Source organism: Paraburkholderia sp. Ac-20347 (assembly GCF_017104805.1).
GTDB classification, from domain to species: Bacteria; Pseudomonadota; Gammaproteobacteria; order Burkholderiales; family Burkholderiaceae; genus Paraburkholderia; species Paraburkholderia tropica.
On the sequence record NZ_JAAGPN010000221.1, the window covers coordinates 1 to 13,666 of the forward strand.

The following is a 13,666-nucleotide window of genomic DNA, read 5'->3' on the forward strand; positions in this document are numbered from 1 at the left end:
TGATCGCGGCGCGGCGCTTCCAGGATGCGCAGACGCTCGCGCGCGCCGAGACGCAGAGCGAGCCGCGTCAGGCCGCCTGGTGGCAGTACCTCGCGCAGGCGAGCGCGGGCAGCGGCGACGCGTTGACCCAACGGCGCGCGCTGGCCGAGAAGTTCGCGCTGGACGGCGCGTGGCCGTCGGCGATCCGGCAGTTGAAGGAGGCGCGCGACATGAAGTCAGTCGGCTTCTACGATCTGTCGACGATCGACGCGCGCCTGCACGACTTCGAGGCGCGCTACAAGGAGGAGCGCGCGGAGGAGAAAGACAGCAAGATCTGAACGCGCGCGCTTATTGCGCGGCGCTGGCGGCTTTTTCCGCGTGCTCGGGACTCGGGACGAAGGCGAAACGCGATGGCACGTCCGCGCGCGCGATGGCTTGCAGCGGCAGCGCGGCGTCGGCGCGCCAGTGGAAGGTGCCGCTCTGGCCGTCGTCGGCGAGCGTGGCGTGTTCGGCGAACAGGCCGAGATCGTGGTCGTGCAGCAGCGCCACCCGCGCCACGCCGCCGTGGAGGTTCGCATCGGCGGCATCGGCGAACAGCACGCTGCCGTTTTCGTCGATGAACGCCGCTACAGGCGTGAACGCGTGACCGGTGTGGTCGGTGAGCGCGAGTGCGTCGTTTGCGTCGGGAACGTCCGCGTCGGGAACGCTCGCGAGACGCACGACCCACGGCGCGTATTCGAGCTCGACGTAGACGCATTGCGGGCCGTTCTGGAAGAACCACTGGCCTTGCTCATCGCGCTCGTAATTGCGGTTGATGAAGGCGATCAGCGCTTCGTGGCGGATCGGCGTGCCGGGCGCGCCGGCGGCCTGGTCGGCTTCGTCGCGCAGACGCCAGTGGCCGCGCGCATCGAGGCGCAGCCAGCCGGTGCAACTGGGAACGTTGGGCCAGCGCGCGAGCGCCTGTTTGACGATGTCATCCATGAGCGTGGGACGCCGCGCGCGACGCCGGCAGATACGGTGAAAGATAACCGGTCACGCGTTGCGCGAGCCACTCGCTGCGGCCGGGGAACGGGCCAGTCATGAAGCCGACGTGGCCGCCGCGTTCGGGCTGGTCGAGCTCGACGGCGTCGCTGACTTCGTGGCGCGCGGGCAGCACGTGGCCGGGCAGGAACGGGTCGTTGCGCGCATTCAGCAGGAGCGTCGGCACGGTGATTTCGCCGAGCTTCGGACGCACCGTCGCCTGGGTCCAGTAGTCGTGCGCGTCGCGAAAGCCGTGCAGCGGCGCGGTGACCACGCCGTCGAATTCGTACATGTTGCGGCAGGCGAGCAGGGCGTCGGCGTCGAACAGGCCCGGAAACTGGTCGAGCTTCTGGAGCGCCTTCACCTTGAGCGTCTTGAGGAAGCTGCGCGTGTAGATCATGCCGAAGCCGCTCGCGAGCATCTTGCCGCCCGCATGCACGTCGAGCGGCGCGGAGATCGCGGCGGCCGCGCGGACGATGCGCGCGTCCTCGCGCTGTTGCGCGAGCCAGTGCAGCAGCACGTTGCCGCCGAGCGAGACGCCCGCCGCGACGAGCGGTCCGGCGTGGCGCGCGGCGAGGCGGCGCAGCACCCAGTCGACTTCGGCGGCGTCGGCGAGATGGTAGAAGCGCGGCAGCAGGTTCATCGGCCCGCTGCAGCTGCGAAAGTGCGGAATCACGGCGTGCCAGCCGTGCGCGTGCGCCTCGGCCGCGAGCGCGCGCGCGTAATGCGAGCCGGAGCCGCCTTCGAGGCCGTGGAACAGGACGAAAAGGGGCGCGTGCGCGCCGGCGTTGGCGGGCGCATCGACCCAGTCGAGTTCGATGAAGTCGCCGTCGGGCGTGTCCCAGCGCTCGCGCCGGTAGGCGGGCGTGGGCAGGCGCGAGAACAGCGCGGGAACGATGGTTTCGATGTGGGGGCCCGCGAGCCAGAACGGCGCGCGGTAACTCGAGGGGAGCATGCCGTTCAGGGCCGACACGGCCGCCTTGCTGGCCGCGTCGTAGTTCGCCGCTTCATCGCCGGTGGTGCTCATGGCCTTCCCCTTCTTTCGACTGCTGCTTTCTTCTGCCGCTTTTGTCCGCTCTTGTTCGCTCATCGGGCCGCTTATCGCGCCGCAAATCAGGCCTCGATGCCGGTCATGACACCGGTTGTCGTCCAGGCCGCGCCTGAACTCGCGCGAGCCTGCGCGCCGCGCATCCGCTTCGCTTGCCTCCGCGCGATCCGGCCTCGCCGGATCGGCTCAGTGCAGCGCGCCCTGACCGTGGCGCAGTTTCGCGGAGAACTGGCTCGCGGCGTCGTCGGGCATCCGGCTCGCGTGAATGTGCGCGATGCGCCACTCGCCGCGTTCGTGCACCATCACGTAGGTCGTGAACACCATCGCCGGGATCGCGTTCGGATCGACCGGACGATGCGCTTCCACGATCGCGTAGACCACGGTGCCGAGGCTGTCGTAGACGCGGATGTCGAGCGGTTCGACCGACACCGGCGCGGCTTCGAGCTCCGCCGCGAGGCCCGCGCGGATGTCCGGCAGACCGTGCAGATGCGCGCCCTCGGCGGTGATGCAGCTCACGAACTCCTCGTCGATCCACAGGCCCATCAACGCGTCGATGTTGACCTCGGCGACAGCCTGGTAGTAGGCGTTGAGCGTGTCAGCGGCGGCTTCGAAGATGTGGGCAAAACGTGGCATGGCTCGTTGATCTGATGCGCTTCACGCGCGGGTTGGCGTTGGCTTCGGCGCGCCGCGCGCGCCGTTTCGTGTCGCAGCCGCGAGCATGCGGTCCTCGCGAGGCAGGCCTGTGAACCGGCCTTTGACTCGCCCCTTGCCCGGCCCGTTAAGCGCTGCGCCGGCGCACTACCTGAATTGGGCGCGCCGGCGGGGCGCGGCGTCGGTGGCGTGCCGCACACACGCGGCGCGTTGCGCTCGAGGCGAACGCAGCGCGCGGCGCGGTGTTCAGCGCTGGGCGACCAGCATGCCGCGCAAATCGTCGAAGACCTGTTCGGGGCTCAGTTCGCGCAGGCAGTTCAGATGCCCGAGCGGACACTCGCGCGCAAAGCAGGGGCTGCAATCGAGATGCAGCCATTGTACCTTTGCGAGCTCGGACAAGGGCGGCGTGTGGCGCGGATCCGTCGAACCGTAGATCGCCACCAGCGGGCGACGCAGCGCGGCGGCCACGTGCATCAGGCCCGAATCGTTGGTGACGACGGCGCTGGCGCGCGAGATCAGCGCGCAGGCCTCGCCGAGCGCCGTCTGGCCGCACAGATTGCGGACATTCGGCGCCTGGTCGGCGATCGCCTGTGCGAGCGGCGAATCCTTGGGCGAGCCCAGCGCGATGATCTGCGTGTACGGGAACGACTGGCCGACCATGCGCGCGAGCGCCGCGAAATGCTCGGGCGGCCAGCGCTTGGCGGGGCCGTATTCCGCGCCGGGGCAGAACACCAGCAGCGGCACGCGCGTATCCAGATTGAAGCGCGCGGAGACCCGCGAGGCTTCGTTCGGATCCGATTCCAGACGCGGCAGCGGCAGATCGTCGGGCGGATTCGCGCCCGGCGCGTAGGCGAGCGCGGCGTAGTGCTTGACCATCGGCGGACGCGTGTCCTTCGGCGGATTCGCGTGGCGCACGTTCAGGAAGCCGTAGCGGCTCTCGCCCGTGTAGCCGATGCGCAGCGGAATGTTGGCGAGCCACGGGATCAGCGAGGACTTGAGCGAATTCGGCAGCACATAGGCAGCGTCGTAGCGCTCCGCGCGCAGATCGCCCGCGAGCTGCCAGCGGCGCAGCATCTGGAGCTTGCCGTGGGCGAGGTCGGTGGCGTAGACGTCGCGGATCTCGGGCATGCGCTCGAGTACGGGCGCAACCCAGCTAGGCGCAAGCGCATCGATCTGAATGCGCGGGTGCAGTTTTACGAGCCGCGAAAAGAGCGGCTGCGCCATCAGTGCGTCACCGATCCAGTTCGGTGCGATTACCAGCGCGCGGCGCATCGGGAGTCAGAGTCCGGAAATTACAAAGGCTGCGTGCGCGGGTCGTGCGGATCGAAATCGGCAAACGGGCCAGGCGCGCGTAGCGCGGTTAAAAAAACGACGCGTCGAGCGCGTCGAAGAGTGTGAACGCCAGCGCCGCTGCGGCGCCCGGTGAAATCGGGGCGCGGCGCGGACCGGCGTCATTGTGCGATAAGACGGGGCTGGCGGCGAGCGGCGTCCGAGGGTTGGGTCGCGTGGCGAAAAACCGCGAGGAATCCCAAACGTCGGCCGCGTGCGTCGAGGTCCACGTCAAGACCCTGGGCGACGCGTCAGCGCCGCCGCCATGCGCGGGCCTCAGTGGCCGTGCACGACCTCGCCTTCTTTCAGCTTGTAGCGCGTGCTGCAATACGGGCACTTCGCTTCGCCGTGCGTCACGTCGATGAAGACACGCGGATGGTTGCTCCAGCGCGGCATCGACGGATTCGGGCAATAGGCCGGCAGGTCCTTGGCTTTCAGCTCGACCAGCGGCATTTCCTTGAGTTCGCTCATGAGGATAATTCTCTGTGTAGCAGTGGGGGCGCGGGTCCGTGGGGATCCGGCGCGAAAGCATTAAACCTTCGCGTCAGACCGTCGCGAGCCCGTGCGCGTAATTCTCGTTCTTGCCGGACACCCCGTTCAGGCGTGCCGCTTACCGATTACCGCTTGCCGATCGCAGGAAGCCCGAGCCGTGCTCCGCGCGCGCGAAGCCGGCGGGTGGCAAAGAGATTTATTTTAACGTCATTTAACGCCCGCCAGCGCGCCCGCGGGCGCTTGCGACGGGCTTTCGGCGTGATTTCAGCCCGTTTTTGGCCCTGACTCAGCCTGTGCAGCCCACGATTCGCACGAAGAATCCGCGAAAAAAATCATCCGGCGGCCGTGCGAGTGCGGATGTTGCGCCGCAGCATCCGTCGATGCCCCGCGTACTCTGCCGATGCGCGGACCCGTCCGTCGCGGCGGCGCGCTCAGCGTTCTCCCAAATACGGGAGATTCGCCGATGCACGCCCGGATCGTCCTGGCTATCGGCTAAAATACCGATCTCGCAATTCGATGCCGGCTCGTGCCGAGCGCCGAGCAAGCGACCCGCGGCGGCGCCTGGAGACGGCAGCCGCGCGGATCCCGCGCCGCGCCCGTCGCGCCTTAGCCGCCCTGGCTGCCCGAAGCCCCGCTTCGACGGCCCGCGGACCTGCATCGTCTTGTCACCGCCTTCCCACCATCAAGATGACATGTCCATGAACAAGGTTCTGCGTCTTTCCGATCTGATTTCCGAAGGCAAGCTCAAGGGCAAGCGGGTGTTCATCCGCGCCGACCTGAACGTGCCGCAGGACGACCACGGCCACATCACCGAAGACACCCGCGTGCGCGCCTCCGTGCCGGCCATCAAGGCCGCGTTGGATGCGGGCGCCGCCGTCATGGTCACGTCCCACCTGGGCCGCCCGACCGAAGGCGAATTCAAGCCCGAAGACTCGCTCGCGCCGGTCGCGAAGCGTCTGGCCGAACTGCTCGGCCGCGACGTGCCGCTGGTCGCGAACTGGGTCGAAAACGGCGTGAACGTCGAGCCGGGCAACGTCGTGCTGCTCGAAAACTGCCGCGTCAACAAGGGCGAGAAGAAGAATTCCGACGAGCTGTCGCAAAAGATGGCGAAGCTCTGCGACATCTACGTGAACGACGCGTTCGGCACCGCGCACCGCGCCGAAGCCACCACCTACGGCATTGCGAAATACGCGGGCATCGCCTGCGCAGGCCCGCTGCTGGCCGCCGAACTCGACGCGCTCGGCAAGGCGCTCGGCGCGCCCAAGCGCCCGCTGGTGGCGATCGTCGCCGGTTCGAAGGTCTCGACCAAGCTCACCATCCTCAAGTCGCTGGCCGAAAAGGTCGATCAGCTGATCGTCGGCGGCGGCATCGCCAACACGTTCATGCTGGCCGCCGGCCTGAAGATCGGCAAGTCGCTCGCGGAAGTCGATCTCGTCGACGACGCCAAGGCGATCATCGACGCCGCGCGTACCCGTGGCGCTTCGGTGCCGATCCCGACCGACGTCGTGACCGCCAAGGAGTTCTCGCCGACGGCCAGGGCCGAAACGAAGAACGTCGCGGATGTCGCCGACGACGACATGATCCTTGACATCGGCCCGGTCACGGCCAACGCGCTCGCCGCGCAGCTCGCGCAGGCCGGCACGATCGTCTGGAACGGCCCGGTCGGCGTGTTCGAATTCGACCAGTTCGGCAACGGCACGAAGACGCTCGCGGACGCGATCGCCAGCTCGGGCGCGTTCTCGATCGCCGGCGGCGGCGACACGCTCGCGGCCATCGCGAAGTACAACATCGCCGACAAGGTCAGCTACATCTCGACCGGCGGCGGCGCTTTCCTGGAATTCCTGGAAGGCAAGAAGCTGCCGGCGGTGGAAGTGCTCGAAACCCGGGCGGCTGGCTAAATGGCGCCGCGCGCCCCGGCCGGGAAGGCCGCCAACAAGCTTCCTCGTGCCAACGCGCAGAAGCCGCGCGTCGCAACCGGGGCCGCCGCCAGACAGAAACCGACGAAAGCGGGGGGCACGCCCCTCGCCAGCACGGTGCGGGCGGGCGCGACGCCCGCAACCGATGCCGCTCTCGAACCGTCGTCAGCGCCGACCGCTGAATCGCGCGCGACGCCGGTGAGCGAACCGACTATCCCCGCCGGACGCACAGCCACGTCCGCCGGGCAAACGAACATGAATCGCGCCGCCACCGTCACGCCGACGGCAGCGGCGTCGTCAAAGAAAGCGACGCCGGCTTCGACCGGTGCGCGTCCCGGCATGCCCGCCCTCGCGGCGCAGCCGGCCAGCTCTTCTCGCAGCAACGGTTTTTCCAGCGATCCTTTCCAGACGAGGAGACTCATGCATCGCGCCACCAAGATTGTCGCCACCATCGGTCCGGCTTCCAGCACGCCGGACATCCTGCTGAAAATGATCCATGCGGGATTGGACGTGGTGCGCCTCAACTTCTCGCACGGCACCGCCGACGACCACCGTCAGCGTGCCGAAACCGTGCGGGAGTGCGCCCGTCAGGCCGGCCGTGAAGTCGCGATCATGGCCGATCTGCAAGGCCCGAAGATCCGCGTCGGCAAGTTCGAGAACGGCAAGACGACGCTCGAACCGGGTCAGCCCTTCATCCTCGACGCCGAGTGCGAACTCGGTAACGACGAGCGCGTCGGTCTCGACTACAAGGACCTGCCGCGCGACCTGAAGCCGGGCGACGTGCTGCTGCTCAACGACGGCCTGATCGTGCTCGACGTCGCGCGTGTGATCGGCAGCGAGATCCACACGATCGTGAAGGTCGGCGGCGACCTGTCGAACAACAAGGGCATCAACCGCCAGGGCGGCGGCCTCACGGCGCCCGCGCTGACGGCGAAAGACATGGAAGACATCCGCACGGCGATGTCGCTGGCGGTGGATTTCGTCGCCGTGTCGTTCCCGAAGAACGCCACCGATATGGAAATGGCGCGCCAGCTCGCCAACATCGCGGGTGCGCCCTACGGCGTGAAGCCGAAGATGATCGCGAAGATCGAGCGTGCGGAAGCCATTCCGGCGCTGCAGGAAATTCTCGATTCGTCGGACGGCATCATGGTCGCGCGCGGCGACCTGGCCGTGGAAGTGGGCAACGCCGCGGTGCCGGCGCTACAAAAGCGCATGATCCGCATGGCGCGCGAGTCGAACAAGCTCGTGATCACGGCCACGCAGATGATGGAGTCGATGATCCACGCGCCGGTGCCCACGCGCGCCGAAGTCTCGGACGTGGCCAACGCCGTGCTCGACGGCACGGATGCGGTGATGCTCTCGGCCGAATCGGCGGCGGGCAAGTATCCGGTGCAGACCATCGAAACCATGGCCGCGATCTGCGTGGAAGCCGAGAAGTCCGAGCACAGCGAGCTCGACAAGGATTTCCTCGACCGCACCTTCACGCGCATCGACCAGTCGATCGCCATGGGCGCGCTGTTCACGGCCTACCATCTGGGCGCGAAGGCGATTGTCGCGCTCACGGAATCGGGCTCGACGGCGCTGTGGATGTCGCGTCACTGGACCCATGTGCCGATCTTCGCGCTCACGCCGCGCGTGGGCAGCGAGCGCGCGATGTCGCTGTACCGTAATGTCACGCCACTGCATCTGGACACCAGCAGCGACCGCGACACGGCGCTCCAGCAAGCGATCGAAGTGGTCGTGAGCAAGGGCTACGCGGCGCGCGGCGACATGGTCGTGCTGACGGTCGGCGAGCCGATGGGTCAGCCTGGCGGCACGAACACGCTGAAGATCGTGCGCGTCGGCGACGTGCTGTAAATCCGCCGCCATTTTTTTCGCTTTATTTTCGGGATTGCGCGGTTTCCATCGGTTTTTCACCGATGCCGCGCCCGTCCCGAGGCGCGAAAAATAAAAAAATCGCACGGGCGCCGACTGGTATCACATTGGTATCAGATCGGCGTTAGATAGGTGCTGGATAAGCGCTAAATCGCAGCAAAATCCCTGCATTTTCCCCGAAATTGCAGCCTGCGCGCAGGTGAGGCGGCGCGCGGGCTGTCAATTCTTTTTGCATCTTCTCGCCGATCTGACGTTCCGATACGCCAATTTCATGCCAGTTACGCGATCGGCGCGGGAATTGCAGTGTCTTCGCGATAAAATCACGGCATTGAGCCCGCGTTGCGACACGCGGGGCGGCGGCTGCCAGGCCGCCCACGACCGGCTGCGCAAGACGGCCGGCGGCACGAAGCAATTCGTTTCAAATCAAAGGAGTAGGACAATGCCTCTCGTTTCAATGCGTCAATTGCTCGACCACGCGGCCGAGCACGGCTACGGCTTGCCGGCGTTTAACGTGAACAACCTGGAGCAGGTTCAGGCGATCATGGAAGCGGCAAACCAGGTCGGTTCGCCGGTGATCATGCAAGCCTCGGCGGGCGCACGCAAATACGCGGGTGAGCCGTTTCTGCGTCATCTGATCGAAGCTGCGGTCGAGTCGTATCCGCATATTCCGGTCGTGATGCACCAGGATCACGGCCAGTCGCCGGCGGTCTGCATGGCGGCCATCCGCAGCGGTTTTACCAGCGTGATGATGGACGGCTCGCTCGAAGCCGACGGCAAGACGGTTGCATCGTACGAATACAACGTCGATGTGTCGCGTAAAGTCGTGGAAATGGCGCACTCGATCGGTATCACGGTGGAAGCGGAACTGGGCGTGCTCGGTTCGCTGGAAACCATGAAGGGCGACAAGGAAGACGGTCACGGCGCCGAAGGCACCATGACGCGCGAGCAGCTCCTGACCGATCCGGAGCAGGCCGCCGACTTCGTGAAGCTCACGCAGTGCGACGCGCTGGCGATCGCCATCGGCACCTCGCACGGCGCGTACAAGTTCTCCAAGAAGCCCACGGGCGACATCCTGTCGATCCAGCGCATCAAGGAAATCCACGCACGCATTCCGAACACGCACCTCGTGATGCACGGTTCGTCGTCGGTGCCGCAGGAACTGCTGGCCGAGATCCGCGAATTCGGCGGCGACATGAAGGAAACGTACGGCGTGCCGGTGGAGGAGATCCAGGAAGGCATTCGTCACGGCGTGCGCAAAATCAACATCGACACCGACCTGCGTCTGGCGATCACGGGCGCGATCCGTCGCTATATGTACGAAAATCCGTCGAAGTTCGACCCGCGCGACTACCTGAAGCCGGCTCGCGAAGCCGCGAAGAAGGTCTGCGTGGACCGCTTCCTCGCGTTTGGCTGCGAAGGCCAGGCTGGCAAGATCAAGCCGGTCTCGCTCGACAAGATCGCCGAGAAGTACAAGTCGGGCGAACTCGCGCAGATCGTCCGCTAAGCGGTGGTCGCGCCAGGCGCGCCGGCTGGCCCGGAACGCGCCTGCAGCGAGTTGAAACGTCGCCGTTTCCGCCAGTTTCGGGGGAACGGCGATAAGCTTTTTAGCGGTTTTTGGTTTACCCTCGCATTACTTTCCGGATTCCGGCCGTCCGCGCCGGTCCCGCTTCCGTTTCGATTGTTCTTTTAGCGAATCACGACGATGTCTACCCTCTACGAATCCACGCTCCGCTCGCTGCCGCTTCTGGGCCGCGGCAAGGTCCGCGACAACTACGCCGTGGGCGACGACAAGCTGCTGATCGTCACCACCGACCGTCTGTCGGCGTTCGACGTCATCATGGGCGAGCCGATTCCGCGCAAGGGCGAGGTGCTCAACCAGATGGCCGACTTCTGGTTCGAGAAGCTCAAGCACGTCGTGCCGAACCACCTGACGGGCATCGCGCCCGAAACCGTGGTGGCCGCCGACGAAGTCGAGCAGGTCAAGGGCCGCGCCGTGGTGGTGAAGCGCCTCGAACCGATCCTCGTCGAAGCCGTGGTGCGCGGCTATCTGGCCGGCAGCGGCTGGAAGGACTATCAGGCGACGGGCGCCGTGTGCGGCGTGCAACTGCCGGAAGGCCTGCAAAACGCGCAGAAGCTGCCCGAGCCGATCTTCACGCCGGCCGCGAAGGCCGAAATGGGCCATCACGACGAGAACATCACGTACGACGAGATGGAGCGCCGCATCGGCACCGAACTCTCGCGCACGATCAAGGAAATCTCGATCAAGCTGTACAAGGAAGCCGCCGATTACGCGGCCACGCGCGGCATCATCATCGCCGACACCAAGTTCGAATTCGGTCTGGACACCAACGGCCAGCTGTTCCTGATGGACGAGGCGCTCACCGCCGACTCGTCGCGTTTCTGGCCCGCCGACCAGTACCAGGTGGGCTCGAACCCGCCGTCGTTCGACAAGCAGTTCGTGCGCGACTGGCTCGAAACCCAGGACTGGGCGAAAGAGCCGCCGGCGCCGAAGCTGCCCGAAGAAGTCATCGAAAAGACCTCGGCCAAGTATCAGGAAGCGCTTGAGCGCCTGACGGGCCAGAAGCTGGCCTAAAAGGCGGATGGTGTAGGCGACTGGCGGTCTGCAAAGGCCGCCATCGCAGTGAATAGAAGGAAAAAGGAAGCACAATGAGCGAAGTTCAGACGGCTCACCAGCATGCGGCGCCCCTCGTCGGCGTGTTGATGGGCTCCAGCTCCGACTGGGAAACGATGAAGCACGCGGTCGCGATCCTGCAGGAGTTCGGCGTGGCGTACGAGGCCAAGGTCGTCTCGGCGCACCGCATGCCCGACGAGATGTTCGAGTACGCAGAGAAAGCGCGCGAGCGCGGCCTGCGCGCGATCATCGCGGGCGCGGGCGGCGCGGCGCATCTGCCGGGCATGCTGGCGGCCAAGACCACGGTGCCCGTGCTTGGCGTGCCGGCGGTCAGCAAGTATCTGAAGGGCGTGGACTCGCTCCATTCGATCGTGCAGATGCCCAAGGGCGTGCCGGTCGCAACCTTCGCCATCGGGGAAGCGGGCGCGGCCAATGCGGCGCTGTTCGCCGTCTCGATGCTGAGCGTGACCGATCCGGAATACGCGAACAAGCTCGCGGCGTTCCGCGTGCGCCAGAACGAAGCGGCGCATGCGATGGTGCTGCCGGCGCTCTAAGCGTGGTGCGTTAAGCGCCAGTTTGGCGACGATCGATGTCACTTGCTGTTGTTTCGAGTTGAGTTGATCCATCGGACGCCGCCTGAAGCGACACCGTCGAAGGCCGGCACCGCGTCCTGCCTTCGACGTTAAACCCCGGTCTGGACCGCGCGACGTATCCCCACGCGCCGCGGCCAGCCGCGACCGACCACGAAGATGACTCCTGACAATTCTCCGGTTTCACCGATCCTGCCTGGCGCCTGGCTGGGCATGGTGGGTGGCGGCCAGCTCGGCCGCATGTTCTGCTTTGCCGCTCAGGCGATGGGCTATCGCGTTGCCGTGCTCGACCCGGACGCGACCAGTCCCGCAGGCGCGGTCGCCGACCGCCATATCTGCGCGGCCTACGACGACGACGCCGCGCTGACCGAACTCGCCCGCCTGTGCGCGGCCATCTCGACCGAGTTCGAGAACGTGCCCGCCGCGAGCCTCGACGCGCTCGCCAAATCGACCTTCGTGAGCCCGGCCGGACGTTGCGTGGCCGTCGCGCAGGACCGTATCGCCGAGAAGCGCTTTATCGCGGCGTCGGGCGTGCCGGTCGCGCCGCATGTGGTGATCGAATCGTCGCAGGCGCTCGCCGCGCTCGACGACGCCACGATCGCCGCCGTGCTGCCCGGCATCCTGAAAACCGCGCGCATGGGCTACGACGGCAAGGGCCAGATCCGCGTGACGAACGTCGACGAAGTGCGCGAGGCGCATGCATCGCTCGGCGGCGTGCCGTGCGTGCTGGAAAAGCGCTTGCCGCTCAAGTTCGAAGTCAGCGCGCTGATCGCGCGCGGCGCGAACGGCGCGGCCGTGGTTTATCCGCTCGCGCAGAACACGCACCGCAACGGCGTGCTGTCGCACACGATCGTGCCCGCGCCGGACGCGAGCGAGGCGCTCGTCAAGCAAGCACAGCAGGCGGCGCTGCAGATCGCGGCGAAGCTCGGCTACGTGGGCGTGCTGTGCGTGGAGTTTTTCATCCTCGAAGACGGTTCGCTGGTCGCCAATGAAATGGCACCGCGCCCGCACAACTCGGGCCACTACACGACCGACGCCTGCGCGACGAGCCAGTTCGAGCAGCAGGTGCGCGCGATGACGGGCATGCCGCTCGGCGACACGCGCCAGCACTCGCCGGCCGTGATGCTCAACATTCTCGGCGATGTGTGGTTCCCGGCCGGCGCCGGCGAGGCGAAGGCGCAGAAGGGCGCCGCGCCCGTCACGCCGCCGTGGGACCAGGTCGCGGCGATGCCTGCCGCGCGTCTGCATCTGTACGGCAAGGAAGACGCGCGCCCGGGCCGCAAGATGGGCCACGTGAACTTCACCGCGCCGACGCTCGACGAAGCCCGCACGGCCGCACGCGACTGCGCGCGTCTGCTGCACATCGTCACGAGCTGAGGACGCCGCGCATCATGTCCGAACAGCCGCATTCCGCCGCTTCATCCGCGGCTTCGCCGTTGACCGACGCCGACATCGAGCACGCCGCCGCGCTGCTCGATGCGGGCGAACTGGTCGCGTTTCCGACCGAGACCGTCTACGGACTCGGCGGCGACGCGGCGAGCCCGGAAGCCGTCGCGCGCATTTACGCCGCGAAGGGGCGTCCCGCCAACCATCCGGTGATCGTGCATCTGCCGCCGGGCGGCGATCCGCAATACTGGGCCGCCGAGTGGCCGGAAGCCGCGCAAAAGCTCGTCGACGCCTTCTGGCCCGGTCCGCTCACGCTGATCGTCAAGCGTCACGCGCGCATTGCCGACGCAGTGAGCGGCGGTCAGGATTCGGTGGGGCTGCGCTGCCCGTCGCATCCGGTCGCGCAGAAACTGCTGGCGGCGTTTTCGGCGCGGCGCGGCGGACATGGCGGCGTTGCCGCGCCGTCCGCGAACCGCTTCGGCCACGTGAGCCCGACCACGGCGCAGCATGTGCGCGACGAGTTCGGCGCGACGGTGCATGTGCTCGACGGCGGCGCGTGCGACGTGGGCATCGAATCGACGATTCTCGATCTGTCGCGCGGCTTCCCGGCGCTGCTGCGTCCTGGCCACGTGAGCCCGCACGATATCGCGCGCGTGCTCGGCGAGGCGCCGCGTCTGCCTGATGGATCGGACGCCACGGCGCCGCGCGCGTCGGGCACGCTCAAGGCGCATTACGCGCCGCGCACGCC

General features: G+C 66.9%; 14 protein-coding genes and 1 pseudogene. 8 read left to right on the plus strand and 7 right to left on the minus strand.

Features of this window, described 5'->3' with window-relative positions:
• A pseudogene (locus G3N97_RS29385) lies at window positions 1–317 on the plus strand (M48 family peptidase); the annotation flags it as partial.
• Between the two features lie 10 nt (window positions 318–327).
• Here G3N97_RS29385 and G3N97_RS29390 read toward each other — a convergent pair.
• The 5 genes from G3N97_RS29390 to G3N97_RS29410 form a co-directional block, all read right to left on the minus strand.
• Window positions 328–960, minus strand: a complete 633-nt coding sequence (locus G3N97_RS29390; protein WP_205996465.1) for a DUF2946 family protein — start codon at window positions 958–960, stop codon at window positions 328–330.
• Entirely contained in the window at window positions 953–2,026 is a 1,074-nt protein-coding gene (locus G3N97_RS29395; protein ID WP_205996466.1) for a hydrolase, read from the minus strand. The genes G3N97_RS29390 and G3N97_RS29395 overlap by 8 nt, the downstream gene beginning before the upstream one ends.
• 207 nt (window positions 2,027–2,233) lie before the next feature.
• Window positions 2,234–2,680: a nuclear transport factor 2 family protein gene (locus G3N97_RS29400; RefSeq protein ID WP_205996467.1), complete on the minus strand. Its 447-nt coding sequence runs from the start codon at window positions 2,678–2,680 to the stop codon at window positions 2,234–2,236.
• 264 nt (window positions 2,681–2,944) lie between these two features.
• Window positions 2,945–3,970, minus strand: coding sequence for a lipopolysaccharide heptosyltransferase II (gene waaF, locus G3N97_RS29405; protein ID WP_205996468.1), 1,026 nt, complete (start codon window positions 3,968–3,970; stop codon window positions 2,945–2,947).
• 333 nt (window positions 3,971–4,303) lie between these two features.
• Window positions 4,304–4,498, minus strand: coding sequence for a zinc-finger domain-containing protein (locus tag G3N97_RS29410; RefSeq protein ID WP_065059306.1), 195 nt, complete (start codon window positions 4,496–4,498; stop codon window positions 4,304–4,306).
• A 719-nt stretch (window positions 4,499–5,217) separates the two neighbouring features.
• Between G3N97_RS29410 and G3N97_RS29415 the strand changes: the two genes are divergently transcribed.
• Entirely contained in the window at window positions 5,218–6,417 is a 1,200-nt protein-coding gene (locus G3N97_RS29415) for a phosphoglycerate kinase (RefSeq protein ID WP_205996469.1), read from the plus strand.
• Here the strand turns inward: G3N97_RS29415 and G3N97_RS29420 are convergent.
• Window positions 6,414–6,857 carry a hypothetical protein gene (locus tag G3N97_RS29420; protein ID WP_205996470.1) on the minus strand — a complete coding sequence of 148 codons (444 nt, stop codon included), beginning with the start codon at window positions 6,855–6,857 and terminating at the stop codon, window positions 6,414–6,416. The two genes, G3N97_RS29415 and G3N97_RS29420, sit on opposite strands and share 4 nt — an antisense overlap.
• Here G3N97_RS29420 and pyk point away from each other — a divergent pair.
• Window positions 6,856–8,292: a pyruvate kinase gene (gene pyk, locus G3N97_RS29425; protein ID WP_205996471.1), complete on the plus strand. Its 1,437-nt coding sequence runs from the start codon at window positions 6,856–6,858 to the stop codon at window positions 8,290–8,292. The genes G3N97_RS29420 and pyk overlap by 2 nt on opposite strands.
• Before the next feature lie 142 nt (window positions 8,293–8,434).
• Here pyk and G3N97_RS29430 read toward each other — a convergent pair whose 3' ends face one another.
• Window positions 8,435–8,686: a hypothetical protein gene (locus tag G3N97_RS29430; protein WP_205996472.1), complete on the minus strand. Its 252-nt coding sequence runs from the start codon at window positions 8,684–8,686 to the stop codon at window positions 8,435–8,437.
• A 63-nt stretch (window positions 8,687–8,749) separates the two neighbouring features.
• On the opposite strand from G3N97_RS29430, the gene fba reads away from it, so the two are divergent.
• The 5 genes from fba to G3N97_RS29455 form a co-directional block, all read left to right on the plus strand.
• Window positions 8,750–9,814 carry a class II fructose-bisphosphate aldolase gene (gene fba, locus G3N97_RS29435; RefSeq protein ID WP_205996473.1) on the plus strand — a complete coding sequence of 355 codons (1,065 nt, stop codon included), beginning with the start codon at window positions 8,750–8,752 and terminating at the stop codon, window positions 9,812–9,814.
• Between the two features lie 198 nt (window positions 9,815–10,012).
• A complete protein-coding gene (locus tag G3N97_RS29440; protein ID WP_205996474.1) occupies window positions 10,013–10,903 on the plus strand; it encodes a phosphoribosylaminoimidazolesuccinocarboxamide synthase in 891 nt (296 codons plus the stop codon).
• Window positions 10,904–10,977: 74 nt separating this feature from the next.
• Window positions 10,978–11,496 carry a 5-(carboxyamino)imidazole ribonucleotide mutase gene (purE, locus tag G3N97_RS29445; protein ID WP_065059301.1) on the plus strand — a complete coding sequence of 173 codons (519 nt, stop codon included), beginning with the start codon at window positions 10,978–10,980 and terminating at the stop codon, window positions 11,494–11,496.
• Between the two features lie 195 nt (window positions 11,497–11,691).
• Window positions 11,692–12,909 (plus strand): 5-(carboxyamino)imidazole ribonucleotide synthase, encoded by a 1,218-nt coding sequence (locus G3N97_RS29450; RefSeq protein ID WP_205996475.1) that lies wholly within the window; start codon window positions 11,692–11,694, stop codon window positions 12,907–12,909.
• A 14-nt stretch (window positions 12,910–12,923) separates the two neighbouring features.
• Window positions 12,924–13,666: L-threonylcarbamoyladenylate synthase (locus tag G3N97_RS29455; protein ID WP_205996476.1), on the plus strand; the 743-nt coding region annotated here is incomplete at its 3' end.

Bases quoted from the DNA above. Each gene is read 5' to 3' on its own strand.
- G3N97_RS29390 (WP_205996465.1), bottom strand. From the start codon at position 960: ATGGATGACATCGTCAAACAGGCGCTCGCGCGCTGGCCCAACGTTCCC.
- G3N97_RS29395 (WP_205996466.1), bottom strand. From the start codon at position 2,026: ATGAGCACCACCGGCGATGAAGCGGCGAACTACGACGCGGCCAGCAAG.
- G3N97_RS29400 (WP_205996467.1), bottom strand. From the start codon at position 2,680: ATGCCACGTTTTGCCCACATCTTCGAAGCCGCCGCTGACACGCTCAAC.
- waaF (WP_205996468.1), bottom strand. From the start codon at position 3,970: ATGCGCCGCGCGCTGGTAATCGCACCGAACTGGATCGGTGACGCACTG.
- G3N97_RS29410 (WP_065059306.1), bottom strand. From the start codon at position 4,498: ATGAGCGAACTCAAGGAAATGCCGCTGGTCGAGCTGAAAGCCAAGGAC.
- G3N97_RS29415 (WP_205996469.1), top strand. From the start codon at position 5,218: ATGAACAAGGTTCTGCGTCTTTCCGATCTGATTTCCGAAGGCAAGCTC.
- pyk (WP_205996471.1), top strand. From the start codon at position 6,856: ATGCATCGCGCCACCAAGATTGTCGCCACCATCGGTCCGGCTTCCAGC.
- G3N97_RS29420 (WP_205996470.1), bottom strand. From the start codon at position 6,857: ATGAGTCTCCTCGTCTGGAAAGGATCGCTGGAAAAACCGTTGCTGCGA.
- fba (WP_205996473.1), top strand. From the start codon at position 8,750: ATGCCTCTCGTTTCAATGCGTCAATTGCTCGACCACGCGGCCGAGCAC.
- G3N97_RS29440 (WP_205996474.1), top strand. From the start codon at position 10,013: ATGTCTACCCTCTACGAATCCACGCTCCGCTCGCTGCCGCTTCTGGGC.
- purE (WP_065059301.1), top strand. From the start codon at position 10,978: ATGAGCGAAGTTCAGACGGCTCACCAGCATGCGGCGCCCCTCGTCGGC.
- G3N97_RS29450 (WP_205996475.1), top strand. From the start codon at position 11,692: ATGACTCCTGACAATTCTCCGGTTTCACCGATCCTGCCTGGCGCCTGG.